We start from the raw sequence: 25,355 nt of genomic DNA, 5'->3' as shown, positions 1-25,355 counted from the left end.
GGGCAGGGGGCAGGGGGTAGGGGGAGAGTTTGTAACTTCTAACTTCTCAACTCACTACTTGTCATTACCTGAACGTATTAACTCCCGTCCTCTGCCACCGGTGGAAATAGTGGATATGCGGCAAGAGTTGCAGCAGGGAAATCGTTCTATATTTAGTAAGCCGCTACAAGAAGCTTTAGAACAATTACAAGAAAAACAGCAGCAGGGAATTTTATTTATTCATCGACGGGGACATAGCACCTTTGTATCTTGCCGTAGTTGTGGCTATGTCTTGGAATGTCCCCATTGTGATGTGTCGCTATCGTATCACCACACCGAAGCCGGAGCGCCGCAATTATTACGTTGTCATTACTGTAATTATGGGCGATCGCATCCCCAACATTGCCCCGAATGCAGTTCCCCTTACTTAAAATTCTTTGGTAGCGGTACTCAGCGCGTCGCCCAAGAATTAGCGCGACAGTTTCCGCAATTGCGTTTCATCCGCTTTGATAGCGATACCACCCGCAATAAAGGCGCGCACCGTACCCTACTGACTCAGTTTGCTAACGGGGAAGCACATTTATTAGTAGGTACGCAAATGCTGACTAAAGGTTTAGATCTTCCCCAGGTAACGCTTGTAGGTGTTGTCGCCGCTGATGGATTGCTGCATCTTAGCGACTATCGCGCTAGTGAGCGAGCATTTCAAACTTTAACTCAAGTTGCTGGACGTGCTGGTAGAGGTGATGATCCTGGTAGAGTAATTGTGCAGACTTACACCCCGGAGCATCCAGTAATTGAGGCTGTCAAACAGCATGATTATCAGTCTTTTTCTGAAGCTGAATTAGAACAACGGCAAGAACTCAATTATCCTCCCTACGGCAGGTTAATCTTATTGCGCTTAAGTAGTCTTGATCCCATTCAAGTACAGAATACAGCTCAGGCGATCGCTACAGCATTGAGTGCTAGAGAAGGATTTGAAATTTTAGGCCCTGCACCAGCTAGCATTGTGCGGGTGGCTAACCGTTATCGCTGGCAAATTTTATTAAAGTTTGCCCATGATGCATTACCACAATTACCCGATTGGGAGGAAGTGCGATCACTTTGTTGTGATGCTGTTAGCTTAACGATAGATGTAGACCCATTAAATATTATGTAATATGGTCAAAAAAGTAGCGATCGTTGGTGCTGGCCCTAGCGGAGTTCTACTCGCTCACTATCTGTTGCGTCGTAGTGACGAATACCAAATTGAAATTTATGAACGCCGCAGTGATCCCCGAACAATTTCATTCTCCAAATCTAGAACCTTCCCTATCTCCCTCAGCGAAAGAGGAATGAATGCTTTACGGCAAATCTCTGGACTGGAAGAAGCAGTCAAAGCTATCAGTTTGGAGATGACAGGAGCAATTTTTCATCAAAAAAATGGTAAAGCGCGGCTGACACCGAGAAAACAACCTCTGTTTACTCTTAACCGCACTAGTTTGGTGATTGTGCTGTTAGAAAAGTTAAATGAAAAGTATAACAATAGCAGACTGAATATTCACTTCAATTGCCAATGTATCCAGGTAGATTTTGCAGAAAAAAAGGCAAATTTTCAAAAAAATGAAACAAATTTTGCTGTAGATTATGACTTTTTAATCGGTGCCGATGGTTCACGTTCTGTAATTAGAGAAAATTTTCTAGACACAGAACTCTTTGAATGTGAGCAGAAGTATATACCCTCAGATTACAAATCAATTTTTATTCCTCGCCCCGATGCCACTGTAGAAACTAACCTCAAACCCGATAAAATTCATACTTGGGCATTAGATGATGGCACAATATTTCTACTTTTACATCAACGAGATGAAACAATTAGTGGTGTTATTTACTTTCCTCATCAAAATAATCAGCTAGTTGGGCTTTCTAACAAAGAAGAGGTTCTCAAATTCTTTTGTAAGCATTTTCCCGAAGTTGGTCAATTGATGCCAGAATCAGAAGCCGCAGCTTTTCTTGCTAGACCAATATCAAGAATTATCACAGTTCGCTGTAACCGTTATCACCAAGGCAGTAGTGTACTACTAATTGGAGATGCAGCCCATGCTGTGTCATCATCCATTGGTCAAGGTTGTAATGCAGCACTTGAAGATGTGGTTTTATTGAATAATCTTTTGGATGAGTATTCTGATAATTTACCTACAGTCCTAGAACAGTTTACGATTCGTCGCCAAGTAGATGCCCATGCTTTAGTAGAACTTGGTGATTATGCTTTTCCGGCATCTAAAAGATTATTAATTGAGTTTATTTTTAGAGAATTAATTAGCAAAACCCTGCATCGGCTATTTCCTCAGCGGTTTGCACCATCTTTATTCGAGTTGATATCTGAAAGTACAGTTCCTTATTCAGAAATTTTGAATCTATACCAAAGTTGGATATCCAAAGTTAAAAAATTTTAGCTAACTCATAACTGATTAACGCGAGTTCAACGGAACCTGAACCCAATCCCTTCCCTTATAGGGTATTGGCAATATCGTTTTGAGGAAGCTTCAGGTGCAGCTGTATTAATTATGCCAGCACTCAGCTTTAAACGATGATGTTTGAAGAAAATTTTGTGTCATCAATCCTTGGACATACTATTATTAGCATTTAAATAATTTTACGGTATCTACTAATACCTTTTAAGTGATTTTCATAGTGACTAGGATAAAAGAACTAGAAAGTTTTTTCGGATATTTAATTAAACTTAATTAAATATCTATTAAACGTTACACCTTGTACCCTTGCTAAAAAGCTTCTCCAACTGCTTTTTTTTCTGTTTTTTCGGTCAGTAGTCAGTAGTCAACCATCAATATTCAAAACCTATTAGACTTAATGACAAATGGCGATAAATGACAACTGATAACTGAACAAATGGCTAATAAAGATTCTGCTCTGATTTTAGTTGTAGATGATGACGATTTGACGCGAATGCATCTGTGCTATCTGATGAAACAAGCAGGATATCAGGTGCTAGAGGCAAGTAATGGTTATGAAGCACTTACTATTTATAATCATCGACACCCAGATATGGTACTGCTGGATGCGATGATGCCAGTGATGGACGGTTTTGCCTGCTGCACTCAATTGCAAACGCTTCCCGTTGCTCAAAATACACCCGTACTAATGATTACGGCTCTTTATGATCAAGAATCTGTAGAGCAAGCTTTTGCTGTGGGTGCAACTGATTTTATTACCAAGCCAATTCAATGGTCGGTGTTGCGTCAAAGAGTAGATCGTCTGCTGGAAGCTAATCGCACAATGCAGGCATTACGCCAGCAAACTGAGCAAGCGCAACTACGAGAAGCACAACTGCGGATGGCATTAGAGGCAGCCCAGATGGGTATCTGGAACTGGGATCTCCAAACCAATAAAATTACTTATTCGGATACCTTAGAAGCACTTTATGGCGTGAAAGAAGGCACTTTTAATAACAACCATGAAGCTTTTATTAACTGTATTCATCCTCAAGAGCGTGATTTCGTCAAAAATGCTAGTCAGCAGGCAATGCGGAAAGGGGCAGATTATGATGTTGAATTTCGAGTTGTTTTGGCCGATGGCAGTATTCGCTGGTTAGCTAGCAAAGCAGTAGTATTTTATGACGCTTCTGGGGTGGCTATAAGAATATCAGGGGTAGATATGGATATTACCAAGCATAAACAAGCAGAGGAAGCGCTGGAAGTTTATGCTAACCAACAGGCAATTTTGGCAGAACTAAGTCAAATGGCACTAGCTGGTAGAGATTTGACTACACTGATGAACTCATGTGTTACCCAAATTGCCCAATGCCTGAAGGTAGAATATTGCAAGGTTTTAGAATTGCTGCCAGATGGTAATGCATTACTCCTACGGACAGGAGTAGGTTGGCAATCTGGGCTTGTGGGACAAGCAACTATCAGCAGCAGCATCAATTCACAAGCTGGCTACACCTTGCTTTGTAGAGGGCCAGTTATTGTCGAAGACCTTCGTACAGAAATGCGATTCAATGGGCCACAACTGCTGCATGACCATCAAGTAATAAGTGGACTTAGCGTTGTGATTGATGGCAAAGAGCATCCTTTTGGTGTCTTGGGCGTACATACAACTCAACAGCGCACCTTTACCAAAGATGAGGTTTATTTTCTCCAAGCTGTTGCTAACTTACTCGCCACAGCTATTGAGCGCCAACGGGTTGAAGAGGCACTTAAAAAAAGTGAAGAACGGGCTTCATTGGCTGTACGGGGAAACAATGATGGCATTTGGGACTGGAACTTAAAGACTAATGAAGTATTTTTTTCTGCACGCTGGAAGGAAATGCTCGGTTACGATGTCCATGAGATTGACAACCATTTAGATGAATGGATCAAAAGAATACATCCAGATGATGTTGCTTCGGTGAGACAAGCGATCGCTGATCATTTTGCTAAAATCACCCCGTTTTATATTAGTGAGCATCGAGTCCGATGTAAAAATGATACCTACAAATGGATTTTGGATCGCGGTCAGGCTGTGTGGGATGAAGATGGTAATGTCATACGGATGGCAAGTTCTCATACTGATGTTACTGAACGCAGATTAGCAGAAGAACAACTACGTCAGAGCGACGAACGTTTCAAGATAATTGCCCGTGCTACTAATGATGTTTTATGGGACTGGAATTTAGTAACAGATCAAGTTTGGTGGAGCCAGGCTGTAGAAACACTCTTTGGTTACTCACCAGAAGAAATTGATTCTCATGTGTCTTGGTGGAGCGATCGCTTGCATCCACAAGATAGCGAGAGAATTCTTACTGACATGAATGATGCGATCGCCAGGGGTCAACAATTCTGGGCAAACGAATACCGCTTTCGCCGTAGTGACGGTTCTTATGCCTACCTTTTTGATCGTAGTTATGTTGTTCACGACCATACAGGCAAACCAGTGCGGATGATTGGCGCTATGATGGATATTAGCGAACGCAAACGCGCACAGGCAGAATTAGAACGCCAAAACATGCGATCGCAATTATTTGCCGATATCACTTTAAAAATTCGCCAGTCTTTACAAATCGATGAAATTCTTCAAACCAGTGTCACAGAAGTACAAAAGCTACTACACGCAGACCGTGTATTAATCTTACGACTAAAATCCGATTACTCTTTTATGGTGTTGCAAGAAGCAGTAGTTCCTGGTTTACCCATCTTTGTAGGGCAGTTAATTAAAGATCCTTGCTTTGGAGAAGATTACATCCAGCAATACCGCCAGGGAAGGATTAGCGCTATTGGCGATGTAGAACAAGCTAATATCCAACCTTGTCATCTGGAATTACTACGACAATTTGGTGTCAAAGCCAATCTTGTCGTGCCCATTTTTTGGAAAAATCAACTTTGGGGGTTGCTAATTGCCCATCAATGTGGACATCCCCGCCACTGGACGAACTGGGAAACTGAACTTTTGCGACAACTAGCAGATCAAATAGGCATTGCCCTAACTCAAAGCTTCATCCTCGAACAAGAAACTCGTCAGCGCCAAGAACTCGCTCGTTCTAACGAAGAACTGCAACAATTTGCCTTTATCGCCTCCCACGATTTACAAGAACCACTGCGTAAAATTAAAACTTTCAGTGAAAGACTCCAAACAATCTGTGGTGACTCTTTAAACGAACAGGGACACGACTATTTGAAACGGATGCAGAATGCAGCCCTGAGAATGCAAAATTTGATTGAAGATTTATTAAAACTTTCGCGTGTTAGTACTAGAAAACAGCCTTTTGTGTTGGTAAATTTAACACAGGTTGTACAAGAAGTATTGTCTGATTTAGAAGTGCGTATTCAGCACAGTGGAGGATGTGTAGAGGTAGGTGAATTACCTATGATTAAAGCTGATCCTCTCCAAATGCGTCAATTGCTACAAAACCTCATCGGCAATGCTTTGAAATTCCACCGCCCGCAAGTATCACCTATTGTCAAAATTCATAGTCAATTTTTAAACACTCAATCAGATCAAAGTTCCGTCGATTCCGAAATCTGTCAAATCGTTGTAGAAGATAATGGAATTGGTTTTGATGAAAAATATATTGATCGCATATTCAATATTTTTCAACGCTTACATGGTCGCAAAGAATACGAAGGTACAGGCATGGGTTTAGCTATCTGCCGGAAAATTGTTGAACGTCATCATGGGCAGATCACTGCACAAAGCAAGCCAGGGCAAGGAGCAAAATTTATTGTCACTTTGACAATGAATTCCCATTCTTGATTTTTCTTCCTAAAGAGGGATTATAAAAGCTCCCTAAAATAGAGTTTATTATACAGCTATGTCCAAAAAAATTTTGCAATTTAAAACTTAATTGATACTAATAACCTTTGTAAAGGAGACAATACAGAGTGAAGGTTCGGCAAACAACGGTTACAATTTTAATGGCTGATGATGATGACGATGACAGTATGTTAGTTCAAGAAGCTTTGACAGAAAGTCAATTACCAATTGAACTGTTTATTGTCAAGAATGGTGAAGAATTAATGGATTATCTTTATAATCGGGGTCGATATACTGACAAGAACATTACCCCACGCCCAGGTTTAATTTTACTAGATCTAAATATGCCTAAAAAAGGTGGTATTGAGGTGCTTCAAGATCTTAAAAATGATTCAAATCTCCGGAAAATTCCTGTCATAGTATTAACCACATCAGGAGCAGAAGAAGATGTTTATCGCTCCTACGATCTAGGTGCAAATTCCTTTATCATTAAACCAGAGAAGTTTTCTTCTTTAGTTGAGGTGATGAAGACTATGGGTAAATACTGGTTTGAAATTGTGGAACTACCGCTAGAAGCAGTGGGAGACAAAAATGGACAACGCCCTAATCAGAGTTCTTCTAGTTGATGATGACGAAGATGATTACATCTTAACTCGTAATTGGTTTGGTGAATTTCAGGTTGCCGGCTGTGATTTAGATTGGGTAGATAATTATGCAGATGCCAAGGATGCGATCGCCCGTCAAAACCATGACATATATCTTGTAGACTACCGTTTAGGCATACACAACGGACTGGAACTGTTACGCGAAGCAATTGCCGACGGATGTTATTCTCCATTCATTTTGCTAACTGGTCAAGGAGATAGAGAAATTGACCTGGAAGCTATGAAAGCAGGAGCAGCAGACTATTTAGAAAAAAGCCAATTGACTGCACCTTTGTTAGAGCGTTCTATCCGTTACGCTATTGAACGTAAACAAACAGAACAAAAAATCCGCCAACAAGCTGCTTTACTTGATGTTGCCACTGATGCCATTTTTGTACGTGATTTAGAAAACCAAATTTTATTTTGGAACAAAGCAGCCGAGCGCTTATACCGTTGTAAAAAAGAGGAAGCGATCGGCGAAAAAACACAGCATCTATGGCATGAAAACGATATGTCCCACTTGCAAGAAGCTCTCCAGATTCTGATGAAAAATGGCTCGTGGGAAGGAGAGCTATATCAACGAACAAAATGTGGCCAAACAATCACTGTTGAAAGCCGTTGGACATTAGTACAAGAGTTCGGTGATAAACCACAATCTATTTTGGTTGTTAACACCGATATTACAGAAAAAAAACAGCTTGAAGCACAATTTCTCCGCGCTCAGCGATTAGAAAGTATCGGCACTTTAGCAAGTGGGATAGCCCATGATCTTAATAATGTCCTAGCTCCTATTCTCATGACAGCGCAACTTTTAGAGTCCCATCTGTATGATGAGCGCTCCCGGCGACTGCTACCAATATTGATTACCAACGCTAAACGTGGAGCTAATTTAGTTAAGCAAGTACTGTCATTTACGCGCGGTATTCAGGGAGAGCGTACTATTTTGCAGTTAAAGCATTTAATCACTGAAATCCAGCAAATTCTCAAAGAAACCTTTCCCAAATCCATAGAAATTTCTACCAAAGTTTCACAAAATCTTGGGACTGTATCTGGTGATGCCACCCAATTGCATCAAGTATTGATGAATCTGTGTGTAAATGCTCGTGACGCTATGCCCAATGGAGGAAAATTAAAAATTTCAGCGGAAAATTTCTTGGTTGATGAAAATTACGCCAAGATGAATCTTGATGCTATGGTTGGCCCTTATATTGTAATTAATGTTATTGATACTGGAATTGGCATTCAACCGGAAATATTAGAACGGATATTTGAACCATTTTTTACTACTAAAGAACTCGGCAAAGGTACTGGGCTTGGTCTTTCAACAGTGCTTGGTATTGTTAAAAGCCACGGTGGTTTTATTAATGTATACAGCGAAGAAAGAAAAGGCAGTCAATTTAAAATTTATTTGCCAGCACAAGAGGCAGAAGAAGATATAGAAGAAACAGAACAGAAATTACTTCAAGGTAATGGAGAATTGATTTTAGTTGTGGATGACGAAGCTGCAATTCGAGATATCACAAAAACATCTCTAGAAAGTCATAATTATCAAGCGATCACAGCTTGCGATGGCATTGAAGCTATAGCTTTGTATGCAGAACATCGTGATCAAATATCTCTAGTTTTAACAGATATGGTAATGCCGTCTATGGATGGTATTACTACTATCCGGACATTGCAAAAAATTAACCCGGATGTCAAAATTATTGCTGTTAGCGGTATGTCAACCAGTGATAAAACTGATACAGCTTATGAAATAGGTATCAAAGCTTTTTTATCTAAACCTTACACAACCAACCAGTTATTGCAAACTATTAACACAATAAAAGAGAACAGGGAATAGAGAATAAAAATAAATAGCGCCATACTCCTGCAAAAAAGTAAAGTAGTAAAGTTTTAAGGCGTACTTTGTTCCGCTACGCGAACGCCCCGCGTCTCTTCGAGAACCTACGCAAACATGGGTAATCTAGTTTTTCTATTACCTATTGCCTATTGCCCTTCTCCCAAAGGGAGACGCTACGCGAGCGCTAGTCGCTCATGGGGAGCCACTGCGTTGTGGAGGTTTCCTCCGTTGTAGCAAGTGCCGTGGAATCCCCCTTGGCGCTACCGCGCTAGCTCACCTATTGCTTATCCCAAGGTTTATGAAAGATAGGCTCTGTTTTTGGGAATACTAGATATATTACCAAAATAAATAGGGATTGGTCGATGTCGAAAGGTGAATCGAACCACCAGATAAAAAGTACATTTCCTATGCAAGTGCCTACAGCACACCTGAAACAAATCAGGCGCAACACAATTACCCATGAATTTAATCAAAATTCGCCAGCACAGATGTTACTTGTACAGGAAAGTGATGACCATTTATCAGAAGCATCCCAGCTATTACGACAAGGAATTCAACAGCAGCAAGCTGGTGAACTTTTACCTGCATTGAAGTTGTTAAAACAATCCCTAGAGATGTTTCAGGTAGTTGCGGATGTACAACAACAAGAGCAGGCACTTTCTTATTTAGCCCTGGTAACTTACGCTTCAGGTGATTACAAAAGTGTGATTTCTTATTGCCAACAATGTCTAGCTTTAAAAAAAGATACCCCAGACCTATTGATACAGATGCAGGCATTATCCCACTTGGGTAATGCTTATCGCCACCTCAACGACTATGAAAAAGCAGTTGAGTATTTAGAAAAGTGCTTAAAAATTACTCAAAAATTGCAAGATAAGCGGAGTCAGGTTGCAGCTTTAAATAATTTGGGATTAGTGTATAAAGCTTCAGGCAATTTTGTACGGGCAATTGAATATCAAGAGCAAAGCTTAGAAATCGTTCGAGAACTCCAAGACAAATGGGGTATAGAGCAAGTATTAAAGAATCTGGGTAATACTTGGTATGCTTTAGACAATTACCCAAAAGCGATCGCCTACTATGAAAAGTGTATAAAAATATCACGCTCCCTGAATAATCTTCGCAGTGCTATCCAAGTACTGAAAAACTTAGGCAATGCTTGTTATGCCATCAACGATTATGCCAAAGCCATTATTTATTATGAGGAGCGTTTACAACTCGCTAGAGAACTAAAAGACAAGCGTAGTGAAGAACAGTCCCTTGGCAGTTTAGGAGTTGCTTGTGAAGCTTTGGGTGATTATAACAAAGCGATTAAATACTATGAAGAACGTTTGCTATTAGCCAGAACCATAAAAGACCGACGCATTGAAGAACAAACCCTTGCAAGCTTAAAAGTTGCTTGCTATGCCTTGGGTGATTATGCTAAAGCAATGCAATATCAGCAGTGAACATTTACAAATAGTTAGAGTGCATTTGATATCGAATTCACTGATAAAATGAAACTTACACCAATTTGAGAAAAGAATGCGACAGATGGGTAGGGGCACAACATTGTTGTGCCCTAATGAATAATTTATGTGTCGCAAACATTATTTGAATTGGTATTATAAACTCAAAGCTATAGCTATATTTCACTGAGATTACACAGCTGTTGCTGACCGCCATATCCCAATTTTCATGAATAGCGAAATCCAACTCAGCTTATTTGATGATGACTCAAACCCTAATCAACAAGAGCTGATTCCCACAGACTCAAAAATTCCCATCCCTTCTGGAACGTATGCCAATATGACTGAATTGGCACAGCACTGCAATCAGTGTCACCGCTGTGAGTTGGGAGATACTCGTACTCATGCTGTTGTCGGACGGGGAAACTTGCAAGCACCAATCATGGTGATAGGGGAAGCACCAGGTCAAAACGAGGATGAAACAGGTTTACCCTTTGTAGGCAGATCAGGGCAACTCCTAGAAAAAATCTTGGCATCTGTGAACCTGAGTACAGAGAATGATGTATACATTGCCAATATCAATAAATGCCGACCACCAAATAATCGGGTTCCCACTCCTGATGAGATGGCAGCTTGTAAACCTTATTTATTAGAACAAATTCGCTTAGTTGACCCCAAAATTATTTTGTTAACAGGTGCAACTGCGGTCAAAGGCATAACTGGCGATAAACGGGGAATTACTAAAATTCGCGGTCAGTGGATAGAGTGGCAAGCACGTTTATGTATGCCAATTTTTCATCCTTCCTACTTACTACGTAACCCTTCTAAAGAAAAAGGTGCGCCTAAATGGCTAATGTGGCAAGATATCCAAGCAGTGCGTGCCAAGCTTGATGAAATTCGGCAAAATAGTGAAAGTGCAACTTAAGTTTACTCATCAGTTGCGAATACAACAGCTTCATAAAGCAGTTCAATGGGACATTCAAATTCAATGCTTGATAAAGTAATTATGTCTCCTTCTGTGTAAGGATAGTAAAGCCACATTCTACCCTCTCCTCGTGAGTAACGCTCAACGGAGATTTTTTCAGAGTTAATCAAGATATACTCTTGCAGAGTAGAAATTGTTAGATAGTAAGAAAATTTCTCACCTCTATCTTTGGCACTTGTACCTGGAGAGAGAACTTCGACAATTAGCTTAGGATATTGAATAAATTTGTGAGCGTTGAGGTCTTGAGGATCGCAGCTGACGATAATATCAGGATAATAGTAAAGACTTTCGGGAGTGACTTGCACCTTCACATCTGACACATTCACTCGGCAACCTTTAGAGCGCAAATGAGGGCGCAGAGCAGCATACAGGTTGAGGGTAATATCATTGTGAGGAATTGTGCCGCCTGTCATGGCAAACACTTGACCGTTGACATATTCATAGCGAATATCTTGTTGAGGTTCCCATCCAAGATATTCCTCGACGGTCATTTTGTTTGGTTGTTGGGAGATGGCTAGCATTGTCTTTACCTTTGAACACCAAACTTTTTAGACTCGGTTTAATCTTAGCCAAATAATGAAATCCGGAAAAGCGGCTAAAGAAAGTGTAGTCAAGACTGAGATTTCACTGAAAACTTGAATTTATCAGCACAGGAGAAGCACAAATGGTAAACGCGATCATAGCTTTAACTATAGGTTTAGCTCCATTGGGTTTGATATTTTTGTTTAAGCTTTTAATAGGAAAATTTTCTAAGAAAAATTCTCGTAAAAATCTCGCCAGAAACCCTACTTACTATGCTGGTGAAAGCGACACTAGTTATACTGACTGGGGCATTAGTGATTATGGGAGCTATGACTCAGGCAGCAGTTGTGATAGTGGTGGATACGATGGCGGTGGCGGTGGCGGTTGTGATAGTGGTGGATTTTAAACTCCAGTAAGCATACGCAGACTTCCTGCTTGACATCTCGTAGCCAAGCCTTAACTTCTTGAGCGATCGCACGATTCAAAAGCTGCAAGTTCTAATTAATATGAGCGTGAGTCTAACTTGGCATAACGTCATCGAGTTTGAGTTGCAAGTTGGGAAATAGGTAGGATGTAATTGCATCTCCTAGGCGATATTGTTGCTGATGATAAGTATTATTGATTAATTGACAGACTGTAAAAGTAGGTTGTTTGGGATTACCAATAAATTGCAAGCCTCCTAGACCTCGAAAGTCTATAATCCAGTATTCTGGAATGTCTAAAAATGCATATTCTTCTACTTTTCTAGCATAGTCATCCTGCCAATTTGTACTCACAACTTCCGCAACGAGTTTGATTATATTGCTATTACAAATAATAGGCTCTCTTTGCCAAAGCGGTTCATTATTAAGTCCTGCTTTATCTAGAACAATGACATCCGGGCGTAGTGCTGTAGCTTCCGCAGCAGGTGGCTTAATCAAACAAGCTTTTGGAATCAGCCAGTTTAAATTAGAACGAAGAATTTCCACATAGATTCTACCAGCAATGCTTCCTGAAACTTCTTCATGGGGGCCTGTTGGTTCCATGTCACGTAATTCTCCGTCAATGAGTTCGTAACGGGGGTTGTCGCCATGTTCGGCTATAAATTGCTCAAAACTGAAGAGTTTATGTGGAGTGTAGGTCATAATTTATGTAAATATTTAGCAGTTATGATTGTGATATACTTCCCGCTTGACAATCTCGTAGCCAAGCCTTAACTCCTTGAGCGATCGCACCATTACTACTATCTCGCGGAGGTGATGGTGGTTGTTTTTTGGGATAACCACCAGTTTGAGTAAACATCATCACCAAGCGCCAACTACTTTTAGTTTTAGTCAACAACAGCCAATGAAATTGCTGCAATTCTATTGCTTTTCCACTTGTATACTGCCGTTCTAAAGTAGTAAAAAAAACCTGCTCAACTTTTGTTGCGGCATTTTTTTGCCCATCTGCGCTATATCCCTCTGGGCTGAGGGGTAGCGGCTGAAATACTGGTCTTCCTGCGACTAAAAGATAACTGTAAACCTCATTGCTGACACGGCGGCGGGCGCGTTGAGTAGCACGATTGGCATAGCTCGGTAAATCTCGCAATAACTGAGCAGTTAATATATCTAGATTTTGCTCAGAACAAGAAGACTCCGGCTGATCTTTGATTAATTCTTCTTGGGTGATGAAAGAGGGGTTGGCGGGGAGATTTTTCGAGAATGCCGAATTATTAATGCTACTTGCTATTACCAACCAAAAGACACAAGCCCCAACCCACAAGGCATAATTTTTCTGCCGGAATCCTGACTTCATGCAACTGTAGTTAACTCCTCAGCAATCCTTTTCCAGGCTAACTCAGGATCGGCAGCAGTAGTAATGGGACGACCAATCACTAAATAATCTGCACCAGCTTGAATCGCTTGCGCTGGAGTTAGCGATCGCTTTTGATCACCTTTTTCTGCCCAAGTTGGTCGTACCCCTGGACAAACTAGCAAAAACTCATCTTTGCAAGTTTGCCTTAACTGTGCTAACTCTTGGGGCGAACAAACTGCCCCATCCAACCCCGCTTCTTGAGCCATTAGTGCCATTTCTAGAGCATATTCTGGCAATTCTAGGGGGATTTTTAAATCAAATGCCAGTTGTCTAGAAGAAATGCTCGTCAGCAAAGTAATAGCAATTAATTTAGGTGGTTTAACACCCGCCTGTGCTGCTCCTATTTGTACCGCCTCAGTTGCAGCTTTGAGGGCATCTACACCAGCAGTAGCATGTATTGTCAGTAAATCGACCCCATAACTAGCTGCGGCGCGACAAGCACCAGCGACAGTATTAGGGATATCGTGAAACTTTAAATCTAGAAAAATCTGCTTCTGCTGAGATTTTAGTACTTCCAAGATTGTAGGGCCAGAACTGGTAAACAATTCTAAGCCTACTTTCCAGAAATGTACTTGCGGTAGTTGCTCAACGAGAGCGATCGCGCTTGACAAATCCGGCACATCCAAAGCCACAATAACTTGTTTTTCTGCATTCATTAAAAATTCTCCATGCCCTATGCCCTATGTCCCATGCCCAATTTAAGGTACAAGTCGAACAAACTTATTTTTACCGACTTGTAGCACTCGCCCCTGTAATTCGCTGGGCTGCTGAAAAGTGGTATCGACATCATTAATGCGATCGCCATCTAAGCGTACCCCACCTTCTTGAATTTTTCGCTTACCTTCCCCGGTACTTTTACACAAGCCAGTGGCATTGAGAAGATAAGCTAATTTAGCAGGAAACTGCGATACATCAGCTAGAGAAAATTCTGGAACTGCACCTTCTTTACCACCACTTTTCGCGGCTTCTTTCGCCTCATTGGCTGCTTGTTCACCGTGATACTGTCTGACAACTTCCCAAGCTAAAAGCATCTGGCGATCGCGGGGGGTTTCTGGTAATTTATCCAAAGGTAAGTCTGTCAACAGTTCAAAATACTGTGACAGCAGATTATCTGGCACTCCTTGTAATTTTTGATATTTTTGTGCAGGGTGTTCTGACAAGCCTACATAGTTACCTAAAGACTTGGACATTTTTTGCACACCATCTGTGCCTATTAAAATAGGTAATAGTAAACCAAATTGAGGCTTTTGCCCAAAATGACGTTGTAAATCTCGTCCCACAGCAAGATTAAACTTCTGGTCAGTTCCTCCTAATTCCACATCTGCCTTGACAGCGACGGAATCATAACCTTGCATTAATGGATATAGGAACTCATGAATAAAAATTGGATTCTCTTTTCTATAGCGTTCTGCAAATCCCTCCTTTGCTAACATTTGCCCCACTGTCATCGTGGAAAGTAACTCCAAAATTTCTCCTAATTTGAGTTGAGATAGCCATTCGGAGTTATAAAGCACCTCTAACCTTCCTGGTGTGTCAAAATCCAAGATAGGACGCACTTGATCAAGGTAAGTCTGAGCATTTTGCGCCACTTCTGCTTCTGTCAGTTGGCGACGCACCTCAGATTTCCCTGTAGGATCGCCAATCCTAGCCGTAAAATCACCAATAATTAGGACTGCTGTATGACCTGCATCTTGAAAAGCTCGCAGTTTTCGCACTGGTATGCTATGACCAAGATGAATATCGGCACCTGTAGGATCAATTCCCAATTTGATCCTTAAAGGTCGGTTTGTAGTTTCTAAGTGCTTCTCTAAACTTTCACTGTCAGCATCAGTTGGTTGTGGGAAGATTTCTACTATCCCGCGACGCAACCAAGAAAAATTTTGCGTCATACTAGGAGACTCACTCTTAACTACGCTTTTTACTTGAGAAGTTAGGTTGGTTATATTCACTGGCAATTTGTCCGTTCTCTGAATCTGCCAAACTAATATAATTGCAAAAAATTAACCGTCTTGCTTAATTGAATAAATTTACAGTTACATTTACAAGTGAGGAAGTGGAATCGCCGTGTCGTCTAGGACTTTTGAAAACAAGCAGCCACAACGTCGGCCTTCATCTGGTTTTGAATTTTTAAAAGGAGTAGGTCAGGTAACTGGCGGTACTCTGTTATCAATAACGATGTTGGCAAGCTCTATTGTAGCCGGAGGACTAGTTGGCTTAGCCATTAGCTTCCGCAATTTGCCAGATGTGAGACAACTACGGAATTTTTTGCCGTCAGAAACGACTTACATCTATGACATTAAAGGCAAATTACTAACAAGTATCCACGGGGAAGCAAACCGGGAAGTCGTATCCTTAGATAGAATTTCTCCGAATCTGAAACGAGCAGTATTAGCCAGCGAAGATAGTCATTTCTATGATCACCACGGTATTAACCCTACTGGCGTTGGCCGAGCTATAGTAGTCAACTGGGCAGCAGGTGGTGTGCGGGAGGGTGGTTCTACCATCACCATGCAATTGGTGAAAAACCTGTTTTTGTCTCAAAAGCGTGCCTTTACCCGGAAGTTAGCTGAGGGGGTGCTAGCAATTCGCTTAGAACAGATTCTGAGCAAAGACCAAATTTTGGAAATGTACCTCAATCAAGTTTATTGGGGTCATAACAATTATGGTGTACAAACGGCTGCACGCAGTTACTTTGAAAAGTCAGCAGAAACTTTAACTCTGGGCGAGTCAGCAATGATGGCGGGCTTAATTCAAGCGCCAGAAGAATTCAGCCCGTTCGTAAGTATGAAACTGGCAAAGCAGAAACAAAAAGAAGTGCTGGGGCGGATGTTGGACTTGAACTGGATTAACCAGCAAGATTATGATGATGCCTTAAAGCAGGAAATCAAGCTTGGTAGAATCAGGTCTTTTCAAGGTAGTGCCTTACCTTATGTCACTAATACTGTGGCGCAGGAGTTGGCTAAAAAGTTTGGACGTGAAGCACTGCTAAAAGGCGGGATGCGGGTACAAACTACCGTTGAATCTAACTTCCAAGCAATGGCAGAACAAACTGTTGCCAAGTGGCACAAAACATTGCTAAGTCAAGGATTATACAAGAATCAAATTGCTCTAGTTGCAATAGATCCACGCACGCATTTTGTCAAAGCTTTGGTAGGTGGTGTAGATCCCAAAGCCAGCGAATTCAACCGTGCAACTCAAGCTCAACGTCAACCAGGTTCTTCTTTTAAACCGTTTGTTTATTATGCTGCCTTTGCTACTGGTAAATATGCACCAGATTCGACAGTGATAGATTCACCAGTCAGTTATCAAGATGGTAATAATCGGTACTATCCCAGAAACTACGATGGTAGTTTTAGTGGTGCAATGTCAATTCGCAAAGCCCTAGCGCAGTCTCGTAACATTCCTGTGATTAAGCTTGGCAAGGCTATAGGTATGAACAAGGTAATAGAAACCTGCCGTACTTTGGGAATTATGAGTCCGATGGCACCTGTAACTTCTTTACCACTTGGTGCCATTGGTGTTACACCTCTAGAAATGGCTAGTGCTTATGCGACCTTTGCTAATTATGGGTGGCAGTCACCACCAACTATCATTGCCCGTGTCACGGATAGTAACGGCAACGTATTACTAGACAACACTCCCAAACCTCAGCTGGTTCTCGATCCTTGGGCATCCGCGGCGATTGTGGATGTGATGCAATCAGTAGTTAATGAAGGAACTGGCAAAAGTGCAGCATTAGGCCGTCCTGTAGCTGGTAAAACGGGAACAACTTCTTCAGAAAAGGACATTTGGTTTGTTGGTACCGTACCACAGTTGACAACAGCTGTCTGGGTGGGTAGAGACGATAACAGACAATTAGCCAGTAGAGCAACGGGTGGGGGTATGGTAGCTCCTATCTGGCGAGACTTCATGGAGAAGGCGCTTAAGGGTGTACCAGCGGAAAAATTCAAGCCACCTTCCCAATTTACTCGCCCCAAATCATCATAATTTTGGATTTGGTGAAAAATTACCACGAATAGCCAGCACCAGGGAGGGAAACCCTCCCTAGAAAATTTTCCAGCTAGATTCTGAATTTTAGAAGTTGTTTGAAAAGTCTAATTTATTACTCGCCCAGGCGACTAGAAGTCGCGCGCCACTTGCTTCTCCCAAGGGGAGACGCTGCGCGAACAAGTCAGGGAACCGCAAGGGCGCAGTGGCTTGGCTACACGGACAGGACGCGTAACGGCTTCCCTCCGGGAAGGCCACCTGCGTGGGTTTCAAACCCTTGTTTTTGCATTAGTCCGCGCAGGCGGACTTTATTCCTCTTTTATCACTTTGGGAGAACCCAATCGCTGAAAGCCTTTCGAGGCTTTAATTTCTAAGTTTTGGCTATAAATTTTAGTTACTGTTAGAAAATAAAGCCTCAAAGCTTGGCTCAATCAAAGTTTCAGAATATTGCTTCGATTATTGTTTTCCGAGAGTGACAGAACAGGGTTATTTGTGTACTAGCGACTTCTAGTCGCTCAAAACTTTTCAAACATCCTTTTAGATTGACATTCAAATCTAGAATTGATTAGGGCTGTTTTTCTAACTCAGCTTTCATCCGTTCTAGGGTACCATTCATTTGATCAAACATTTGTTGCGGAGTAACCCCAAACTGACCTAACTGAGTTTTGAGCTGCTCCATAGTCATTTGTGCCATGAAATCTTCTGATAGCTCGAAGCGTTTCATAAAAACGCGATAGCGATCCATCATAGCTTCCATCTGATCAATAAATAGCTTTTTGCCCTCACGGTCAAATTTGCCGTAGTTATTACCAAGCTTGATTAGAGCTTGATAATCTTCAAACAGCTGTTTTGCTTCTTGCTGAACTATATCAGAATCAAAAAATCCCATATTACTTATACTCAACTGAGTAATGACACTCAGCGGCTTATATTTTTGCCTCTATTTTCATTCTAGTCTAGGGAACTCATCTACAGAACAAGCTTCGGTTTAAGTACGGTTTTTTACCGAGATTTCAACACTTGACTGGAGTTCGCTTCTGTTTTGAAAACAAACCTACTTAATAAAGCGGCAATACCTAACGCTTTAACCATTGTTTGCGGATTGGTATTTTCATTTAAATTAATTTTTAGTTGGGTAGCATATTTTAAAGCTAGTGGCTGTTGCGGGTTAATTTTTAGTGCTTGACGTGTATAAACCCTCGCCATCCCCGAAAAATTCTGTCGTAAATGAACCAATCCTAGTAAGGCGTAGTAATCAGCGTTATTTGGCTCTAACTTGATAGCATCACGTAATTCTCCTACAGCTAATGCCCAGTTACCTTGTTGAGTATACTGAATAGCTCGCTGGTAGTGACGCTGAGCGTAGTTTGTTGGAACTGGTTTGACATTTGTTATTTTATCTAATGTTAATTCTAGTGGCTGGCATTTGACCTTAGAAACTACGGAAATAGGTGCTTTGGAAATAAATGAGTTAGATGTCTGTAAACACAAGTATGCCAAGTTCAAATTACTTAAGTGTTGAGTTATCTGATAGGCTTGGTGAAGCAATTGATATTGGTCTTCTGCATAGGAAGCGATCGCCTGTTCATAAAAGACTTGAGCTTCCAGTGCAGACATTGGCATCAGTTGCTCAACTACAGGATTTTGTAGAGATGAAGCTTTGTGCTGCCAACTTTTTGCTTCTATTCGCAATTGGACGATTACATTAGCCCGCTTTTGGGTACGCTTTAACTGTTCATAAGCCGGGTTGATCAAACAGGTAAAAATTGCCGTTACTAATTTCTGTTCTACATTATTGTTTTTGGCATAGCGATCAGGATGTAACAGTTTTACCAAAATACGATAGCGCTTAAGAATTTGCTCCTCATTCGCAACCACAGAAACTCCCAACACAGCGTAAGGGTCGGAAAGTTGTTTTAGCCATTTTGCTGGGAAGGCGGTTTGGGACATTGTATTAATATTTATAGATAAAAATTTTATAAGGTATCAGGACTTGCCCTTTCAAGGTGGGTGAAATTTCTAGTCAAAATTTCTCTGTAAACTCTTCTCTCTGTACCCTCTGTCTTGAAAAATTTCCTACGGAGGAGCCAGTGCGGTCTTCTCCCAAGGGGAGACGCTACGCGATGGGGGTTTCCACGCCACTTGCTACAACGGAGGAAACCTCCGCAACGCAGTGGTTCCCCATGAGCAACTGGCGTTGGAAACCCTCCTTCTCCTGACGGAGACGCTACGCGAACAGAACTTTTCGCTGCGTCTCCGTGGTTAGATAAATTACTTTTAAATCACAGATACACAGAGAGCGCTGAGAAAAAACAATCTTATTTTACGATTTACCTTGAAAGAGCTAGTCCTAGATCTATAGAAAGTGGGAATAAGGCATTGGGGCATTGTTATTTCTCTGTGTTCCCTATTCCCTCATTAATAGTGATAGCTTTTGCGTAAATTAATAGAATGGATTTATAGATTTGCTTTTCACGAGGAATTCCGCAATGCTGAATTTAACCGCGTGCTTTGCTACTATGGCTATCTTATTGTAGGAACTGTGGTAGTGGTAGATTTATTGGGAATATGTTGACTAAGCGCAAAAGCCGTAGCGTTGCCGCTATCTTAGCTTTTTCTGGCACGCTGACAATTTCAGGATTACATAAGTTTTATTTGGGACAGCCCCTGTGGGGTGTGTTGTATGTTTTACTTTCTTGGACACCCATACCCAAGGTAGCTAGTGCTATCGAGGGAGTGTGGTACTTAGCCCAAGATGAAGAAGCTTTTGATCGTAATTTTAATTTGGGTAATTCACCAGTCAAAATATCACAGCAAGCAAGTAATCATGTCGGTGCGATCGCTGATGCTTTGCGTGAATTAGATGCTCTGCGCCAAGATGGACTGATTTCTGAATACGAATTTGAACAAAAGCGCCGCCAGCTGCTCGACCAAATTTCTTGAAGCAAGCAAAAATGATGAACAACTGGCTACCTTTGAATCTCAAGTTACAAAAACTCCGGGCTAAGCTTCTTAACGATCCCTACTATCGACTACAGTCTGGGGAAGAAATTCAAGTAGCAGCCAAACTGGGTATTCGTATTGATGCTAATCAAGCGACTGTAGATGATTGGTTGCGTCTACCTGGCTTGTCGATCCACCAAGCGCGATCGCTGGTAGAACTTTCACGTTCAGGTGTTAAATTTTATTGTATTGAAGATATTGCAGCAGCTTTGGGTATGCCAGTACAGCGATTAGAGCCACTAAACCCGCTGCTGATTTTTATTTATTATGACCACGAATCTTTAGATAAACCTGCGCTTTTAGTTAACCCAAACACAGCCACAGTTGAGCAATTAACAAAAATTCCTTTTATAGATTTATCTTTAGCCCAAGCAATAATTCAAAATCGACTATCGGCTGGGCTTTACCGCAATTTAGCTGATTTTCAGCGACGATTGGAGTTATCTGGTGAGGCGATCGCTCAGCTGATGTATTATTTGAGATTTTAAGTAAGAGGGACTAGGGACTGGGAACTAGGGATTAGAGAATGGGTAAATAGAAAGTTGAGCTTAGTCTATTAGCAACTGGAGGTTAGACCTTAACAAATAACTATTTTAATTTGTAACTTTCTCTATTTTCTAGCCCCTAATCCCTAACTCCTAGCCTCTACTTTAAATAAACCCTATTCGATCAGGAGGCCAAAAGCGAAATGCTGCCCGACCGATGATATTCTTTCTAGGTAAAAAGCCCCAGTAGCGAGAATCGTTACTATCGTTACGGTTGTCGCCCATGACAAAAAACTGATCTTTTGGGACTTGTACTGGTGGAAATGGCTGATTTGGGGGTTCAGCAATATAGTCTTCTACCAGAGGTTGACCGTTGAGGTAAACTTTGCCTTGAGTAACCTTGAGAATCTTTCCAGGAACACCAATTACTCGTTTGATAAAGGCTTGATCTTTAGGGTATCCCCGACGTTGCAGTTCTTCGGAAGGCTGAAAGACAACAATATCTCCAGTTATTGGAGGGTGAAAACGATAAGAGACTTTTTCTACCACCAAGCGATCGCCTGTATGTAAAGTAGGCAACATTGAGTCCGAAGGTATGTAGCGGGGTTCAGCAATAAAAGTTCGGATCAGCAGTGCCAAACACAAGGCGATCGCAATTAAAATCAGATTTTCCTGCCAACTACGCCATATTTTCGAGGACGCAGAAGTTTGTTTTGCATCACTTTCCTGAGGAGTCATAGAGATTTTCAGCAACTTCACAAAATGGGACAAATACCTTGATTATTTTGACGCTAAAAGTATGCTTGTAACCAATCTGGCTTTTACAGCGATTTAATTTGTATAGAAACTCTACCCACAAGGTAAGCACAGGAGTAGCACTTCTCTACGAGACGCTGCGCTCTAAGCATAGTTATACCCCAGGCTTTACGACTCATTTAGGCTCCTTTCGGCTCCGTTCAAGGCAAGCAGCTCAATGACCAACACTCAGTAACCGGGAAGCAGGGGAGCAGAGGAGCAAGAAGAATAACAACAGACCACTGACCACTAACAACTGACCACTAACAACTGACCACTAACAACTGACCACTGACCTTAACGGTTAGAATTGTTGCTTTTTTCGATAAAATCCAACATAATTTGCTGATGCATAGATCCCAAAGGTCTGACTTCGCCTGCATTGGCCGAATAACAATTGCCTTGACGAATATCTTCCGGTGTTAGTAAACCCATATCCCAGCCTTCATTAAGAACTAGTTGATTGAGTTCTACCAACAGCGGTGCATGAAAAACATGGCGCACAACTGCATCATCGGCATAGCAGCCAAATTCAAAAAACGGTGGTAGAGTGTAGCAAATTTCTTCTAAAACTTCTCGTTTTACTGCTACATCTGGTGTTTCACCAGGTTCAATATGACCGCCAAACAGACCCCAGCAACCAGCAGCGGCAATAGTAGGAATATTGTCTCGTAGTTGCATGAGAAACTTGTTTTCTTGATAAAGAATGGCGACCGCTACATGCACCTGTTGATTGTTCATAGATATTTACTCAATATTCTTGTTATAAATATTACTCTTCTTCTAAATAAACTTCCCCAAATTCCTTGCCTGCTAAGGGTATGCTTTGATAGTTAACTTTACCCTTAATTACCACTCGCTCTCCTTCTTTGAGATTGCTTTGATTGGTAACAACCCAGATTGTGTCAGTTGAATCGTTAATTTGATACGCCCACTGCTTGACTAAAGGAACTCGCTTTTCTACCTTTCCTTCGACGTAAACCGTACTCTGCTTTCCTTGTTGTGGTTTAATTTCCCGAATCGGGGTGACATTGCTGCCAAAGCTTAAATTGCTGGCCTTTAAACTAGGCATTTTTAAAGAACTACAACCACAAAGTCCAGCTACAAGAAATACAGTTAATCCCAGGCGAAAAGAAATTTTGTTGTAGCCGTACAAAAGTGAAGGGTAAAATTTTTTTGCTTGTTGTATGAAAGCCATCGTTTGAGCAAATTTTTGTATTAGTACTTGCTTGGTCACTTGCTTAAGACTAACAAAGGAAAAGAGTAGTAGTCTGTCAATAAATAATTGACGAATGAATTTTCTGTAGAGACGGCGATTTATCGCGTCTCGCCAACCATCAAAATGAATTTGACAGACCAGTAGGGGCATGGGGCATGGGGCAGGAAAACTTTTTATCCTTTTGTTTGGGTTTAGTGAGTCTTTGATACTCGCCCGTGAGTCTTTAATACTCGCTCATGAGTCTTTGATACTTGCTCATGAGTCTTTAATACTCGCTCATGAGTCTTTGATACTTGCTCATGAGTCTTGGATACTCGCCCATGAATCTTAGATAATTAGAAAAAACAAATAAACATAATTAAAAAAAAATATCAACAAACTTAAAACCTTCTTCCCCCATGCCCCATGCCCAATGCCCCACTTCGGATTAAATTCTAATGGAAACCAAAACTGCCAAACTTCTTGATGGTAAAGCTTTAGCTGAAAAAATTCACCAAGAACTGTCTGTTCGCATTACAGAATCACAAGCCAAAATTGGCAGACCTCCTGGTTTAGCAGTTTTGATGGTGGGCGATAACCCAGCATCAGCTGCTTATGTACGCAATAAAGAACGAGCTTGCGCTAAGGTGGGCATTGCTTCTTTTGGCAAGCACTTTCCGACAGAAACCACCCAAGCAGAATTAGAGTCAGTAATTGCTGAACTCAATCAAGATGAGCAGGTAGATGGCATTCTCGTGCAGCTACCCCTACCTGATCATTTGGATGCTGTGACTCTGCTACATCAAATAGACCCAGACAAAGATGCCGATGGACTACACCCAGTTAACTTGGGACGACTAGTGCGAGGAGAAGCGGGTTTACGCAGTTGCACCCCAGCTGGTGTCATGCGGCTTTTACAGGAGTATGACATTCCCTTACGGGGAAAACAGGCTGTAGTTGTGGGACGAAGTATTTTGGTAGGCAAGCCTATGGCCTTGATGTTACTAGAAGCTGATGCTACTGTTACCGTTGCTCACTCGCGATCGCTAGACCTAAGTGCGATCGTCAAAAATGCTGATATTCTTATTGCTGCTGTAGGTCGTCCAGGATTAATCACTGCTGAAATGGTGAAACCGGACGCTGTTGTGGTAGATGTGGGAATGAACCGTGTCACCGATGCAAGTGGTAAGAGTCGCTTAGTCGGCGATGTCCACTGGGAATCAACTGCTGGCGTGGCGGGATTTATCACCCCCGTTCCTGGTGGTGTTGGCCCTATGACTGTCGCCATTTTATTGCAAAATACAGTTGCCAGCTATTTAAGGAAAGCAGGGAGTTAAAAGTTAAGAGTTAGGAGTTTTAACTCCTCACCTGATTCATCATTTTTTTAGCTCCACAGCATCTTAAAATTGTGACGTATATGACCAAACACCCAAAAGCCCAAAATTGAAGGAATTGAAGAATGGTAGCAGCGGATAACCTTCAGAAAATGCCAGAGAAAGCCACTTTTAACCTAGTAGCCTATCTAAAAGAGCGACAAAAAATTTGTGAAGCTGCTCTGGACAAGGCTATTCCCATCATTTATCCAGAAAAGATTTATGAATCAATGCGCTACTCGCTATTAGCTGGAGGTAAGCGCCTGCGACCTATTCTTTGCCTTGCTACTTGTGAGATGATGGGCGGTACGATTGAAATGGCAATGCCAGCAGCTTGTGCTGTAGAGATGATCCACACCATGTCTTTGATTCATGACGACCTACCAGCAATGGATAACGATGATTACCGTCGCGGCAAGTTGACCAATCACAAGATCTACGGTGAAGACATTGCTATTTTGGCTGGAGACGGCTTGTTGGCTTATGCTTTTGAGTTTGTTGCCACTCAAACTCCCGAAAACGTGCCAAAAGATCGAGTTTTAAAGGTGATTGCTCGTCTCGGTAGGGCAATGGGGGCTGCTGGTTTAGTTGGTGGTCAAGTGGTTGATTTGGACTCGGAAGGAAAGTCAGATATTTCTCTAGAAACTCTGACTTTTATCCATAACCATAAAACAGCCGCCCTTTTAGAAGCCTGCGTTGTTTGTGGTGGCATTTTAGCCGGGGCATCATCTGAAAATGTGCAAAAGCTATCTCGCTATTCGCAAAACATTGGACTAGCATTTCAAATCATAGATGATATTCTGGATATCACTGCTACCCAGGAACAATTAGGCAAAACTGCTGGTAAAGACCTTGTAGCTAAGAAAGTAACTTATCCTAGCTTGTGGGGAATTGAGGAATCGCGCTCCAAAGCCCAACAGCTAATTGAGGCAGCTTGTAAGGAGTTAGAACCTTTTGGGGAACTAGCACAGCCACTTCAAGCACTTGCCCACTTTATTACCAGTCGCAATCACTAGGTCAATACCAAAACCC

The 25,355-nt window shown here is 41.6% G+C and carries 23 protein-coding genes; 13 read left to right on the top strand and 10 right to left on the bottom strand.

What is annotated here, in order from left to right; genetic code table 11:
- The 7 genes from priA to I8751_RS10540 form a co-directional block, all read left to right on the top strand.
- The coding region (priA, locus tag I8751_RS10570) for a replication restart helicase PriA (RefSeq protein ID WP_214439117.1) at positions 1 to 1,135 on the top strand (1,135 nt) is incomplete at its 5' end.
- Position 1,136: 1 nt separating this feature from the next.
- Entirely contained in the window at positions 1,137 to 2,411 is a 1,275-nt protein-coding gene (locus I8751_RS10565) for an FAD-dependent oxidoreductase (protein ID WP_214439116.1), read from the top strand.
- 454 nt (positions 2,412 to 2,865) lie between these two features.
- The gene (locus I8751_RS10560) at positions 2,866 to 6,207 is read left to right on the top strand and encodes a PAS domain-containing protein (RefSeq protein WP_214439115.1); all 3,342 of its coding nucleotides are present in this window, start codon (positions 2,866 to 2,868) and stop codon (positions 6,205 to 6,207) included.
- Positions 6,208 to 6,335: 128 nt separating this feature from the next.
- The gene (locus I8751_RS10555) at positions 6,336 to 6,833 is read left to right on the top strand and encodes a response regulator (RefSeq protein WP_214439114.1); all 498 of its coding nucleotides are present in this window, start codon (positions 6,336 to 6,338) and stop codon (positions 6,831 to 6,833) included.
- A complete protein-coding gene (locus I8751_RS10550) occupies positions 6,799 to 8,694 on the top strand; it encodes a hybrid sensor histidine kinase/response regulator (protein WP_214439113.1) in 1,896 nt (631 codons plus the stop codon). The genes I8751_RS10555 and I8751_RS10550 overlap by 35 nt, the downstream gene beginning before the upstream one ends.
- 362 nt (positions 8,695 to 9,056) lie before the next feature.
- Entirely contained in the window at positions 9,057 to 10,139 is a 1,083-nt protein-coding gene (locus tag I8751_RS10545) for a tetratricopeptide repeat protein (RefSeq protein ID WP_214439112.1), read from the top strand.
- Positions 10,140 to 10,368: 229 nt separating this feature from the next.
- The gene (locus I8751_RS10540) at positions 10,369 to 11,064 is read left to right on the top strand and encodes a uracil-DNA glycosylase (protein ID WP_214439111.1); all 696 of its coding nucleotides are present in this window, start codon (positions 10,369 to 10,371) and stop codon (positions 11,062 to 11,064) included.
- 2 nt (positions 11,065 to 11,066) lie between these two features.
- Here the strand turns inward: I8751_RS10540 and I8751_RS10535 are convergent, their stop codons facing one another.
- A complete protein-coding gene (locus I8751_RS10535; protein WP_214439110.1) occupies positions 11,067 to 11,645 on the bottom strand; it encodes a Uma2 family endonuclease in 579 nt (192 codons plus the stop codon).
- Between the two features lie 143 nt (positions 11,646 to 11,788).
- On the opposite strand from I8751_RS10535, the gene I8751_RS10530 reads away from it, so the two are divergent.
- Positions 11,789 to 12,052: a hypothetical protein gene (locus I8751_RS10530; protein ID WP_214439109.1), complete on the top strand. Its 264-nt coding sequence runs from the start codon at positions 11,789 to 11,791 to the stop codon at positions 12,050 to 12,052.
- Between the two features lie 112 nt (positions 12,053 to 12,164).
- Here I8751_RS10530 and I8751_RS10525 read toward each other — a convergent pair whose 3' ends face one another.
- The 4 genes from I8751_RS10525 to tyrS are packed head-to-tail and all read right to left on the bottom strand — an operon-like array spanning position 12,165 to position 15,371.
- The gene (locus I8751_RS10525) at positions 12,165 to 12,770 is read right to left on the bottom strand and encodes a Uma2 family endonuclease (RefSeq protein ID WP_214439108.1); all 606 of its coding nucleotides are present in this window, start codon (positions 12,768 to 12,770) and stop codon (positions 12,165 to 12,167) included.
- Between the two features lie 22 nt (positions 12,771 to 12,792).
- Positions 12,793 to 13,422: a hypothetical protein gene (locus tag I8751_RS10520; protein ID WP_214439107.1), complete on the bottom strand. Its 630-nt coding sequence runs from the start codon at positions 13,420 to 13,422 to the stop codon at positions 12,793 to 12,795.
- The gene (gene pyrF / locus I8751_RS10515; RefSeq protein ID WP_214439106.1) at positions 13,419 to 14,138 is read right to left on the bottom strand and encodes an orotidine-5'-phosphate decarboxylase; all 720 of its coding nucleotides are present in this window, start codon (positions 14,136 to 14,138) and stop codon (positions 13,419 to 13,421) included. Before pyrF ends, I8751_RS10520 begins: the two co-directional genes overlap by 4 nt.
- Before the next feature lie 42 nt (positions 14,139 to 14,180).
- The gene (gene tyrS / locus I8751_RS10510; RefSeq protein ID WP_214439105.1) at positions 14,181 to 15,371 is read right to left on the bottom strand and encodes a tyrosine--tRNA ligase; all 1,191 of its coding nucleotides are present in this window, start codon (positions 15,369 to 15,371) and stop codon (positions 14,181 to 14,183) included.
- A 175-nt stretch (positions 15,372 to 15,546) separates the two neighbouring features.
- On the opposite strand from tyrS, the gene I8751_RS10505 reads away from it, so the two are divergent.
- Positions 15,547 to 17,469 (top strand): transglycosylase domain-containing protein, encoded by a 1,923-nt coding sequence (locus I8751_RS10505; RefSeq protein ID WP_214439104.1) that lies wholly within the window; start codon positions 15,547 to 15,549, stop codon positions 17,467 to 17,469.
- A 565-nt stretch (positions 17,470 to 18,034) separates the two neighbouring features.
- Here I8751_RS10505 and I8751_RS10500 read toward each other — a convergent pair.
- Complete coding sequence (locus I8751_RS10500; RefSeq protein ID WP_214439103.1) at positions 18,035 to 18,358, bottom strand: DUF1825 family protein; 324 nt, start codon at positions 18,356 to 18,358, stop codon at positions 18,035 to 18,037.
- 113 nt (positions 18,359 to 18,471) lie between these two features.
- Entirely contained in the window at positions 18,472 to 19,419 is a 948-nt protein-coding gene (locus tag I8751_RS10495; RefSeq protein WP_214439102.1) for a J domain-containing protein, read from the bottom strand.
- 618 nt (positions 19,420 to 20,037) lie between these two features.
- Between I8751_RS10495 and I8751_RS10490 the strand changes: the two genes are divergently transcribed.
- A complete protein-coding gene (locus tag I8751_RS10490; RefSeq protein WP_214439101.1) occupies positions 20,038 to 20,412 on the top strand; it encodes an NINE protein in 375 nt (124 codons plus the stop codon).
- A 14-nt stretch (positions 20,413 to 20,426) separates the two neighbouring features.
- Positions 20,427 to 20,960 carry a helix-hairpin-helix domain-containing protein gene (locus I8751_RS10485; protein WP_214439122.1) on the top strand — a complete coding sequence of 178 codons (534 nt, stop codon included), beginning with the start codon at positions 20,427 to 20,429 and terminating at the stop codon, positions 20,958 to 20,960.
- Positions 20,961 to 21,122: 162 nt separating this feature from the next.
- Here I8751_RS10485 and lepB read toward each other — a convergent pair whose 3' ends face one another.
- The 3 genes from lepB to I8751_RS10470 all read right to left on the bottom strand — a co-directional run bounded on the left by lepB (position 21,123) and on the right by I8751_RS10470 (position 23,121).
- Complete coding sequence (gene lepB, locus I8751_RS10480) at positions 21,123 to 21,695, bottom strand: signal peptidase I (RefSeq protein WP_214439100.1); 573 nt, start codon at positions 21,693 to 21,695, stop codon at positions 21,123 to 21,125.
- 354 nt (positions 21,696 to 22,049) lie between these two features.
- Positions 22,050 to 22,493, bottom strand: coding sequence for an NUDIX hydrolase (locus I8751_RS10475; RefSeq protein ID WP_214439099.1), 444 nt, complete (start codon positions 22,491 to 22,493; stop codon positions 22,050 to 22,052).
- A gap of 31 nt (positions 22,494 to 22,524) precedes the next feature.
- Positions 22,525 to 23,121 (bottom strand): hypothetical protein, encoded by a 597-nt coding sequence (locus tag I8751_RS10470; RefSeq protein WP_404800428.1) that lies wholly within the window; start codon positions 23,119 to 23,121, stop codon positions 22,525 to 22,527.
- Between the two features lie 287 nt (positions 23,122 to 23,408).
- Here I8751_RS10470 and folD point away from each other — a divergent pair, with 287 nt between their 5' ends.
- Both folD and crtE read left to right on the top strand, forming a co-directional pair.
- Positions 23,409 to 24,287 (top strand): bifunctional methylenetetrahydrofolate dehydrogenase/methenyltetrahydrofolate cyclohydrolase FolD, encoded by an 879-nt coding sequence (gene folD / locus I8751_RS10465; protein ID WP_214439098.1) that lies wholly within the window; start codon positions 23,409 to 23,411, stop codon positions 24,285 to 24,287.
- Positions 24,288 to 24,409: 122 nt separating this feature from the next.
- Positions 24,410 to 25,339: a geranylgeranyl diphosphate synthase CrtE gene (crtE, locus tag I8751_RS10460; RefSeq protein ID WP_214439097.1), complete on the top strand. Its 930-nt coding sequence runs from the start codon at positions 24,410 to 24,412 to the stop codon at positions 25,337 to 25,339.
- Positions 25,340 to 25,355 lie beyond the last annotated feature (16 nt).

The sequence above is a fragment of the Atlanticothrix silvestris CENA357 genome (assembly GCF_016056295.1).
Lineage (GTDB): Bacteria > Cyanobacteriota > Cyanobacteriia > Cyanobacteriales > Nostocaceae > Atlanticothrix > Atlanticothrix silvestris.
Note: the sequence above shows the minus strand (reverse complement) of the source record. Positions and strands in the feature narration are given on the sequence as shown.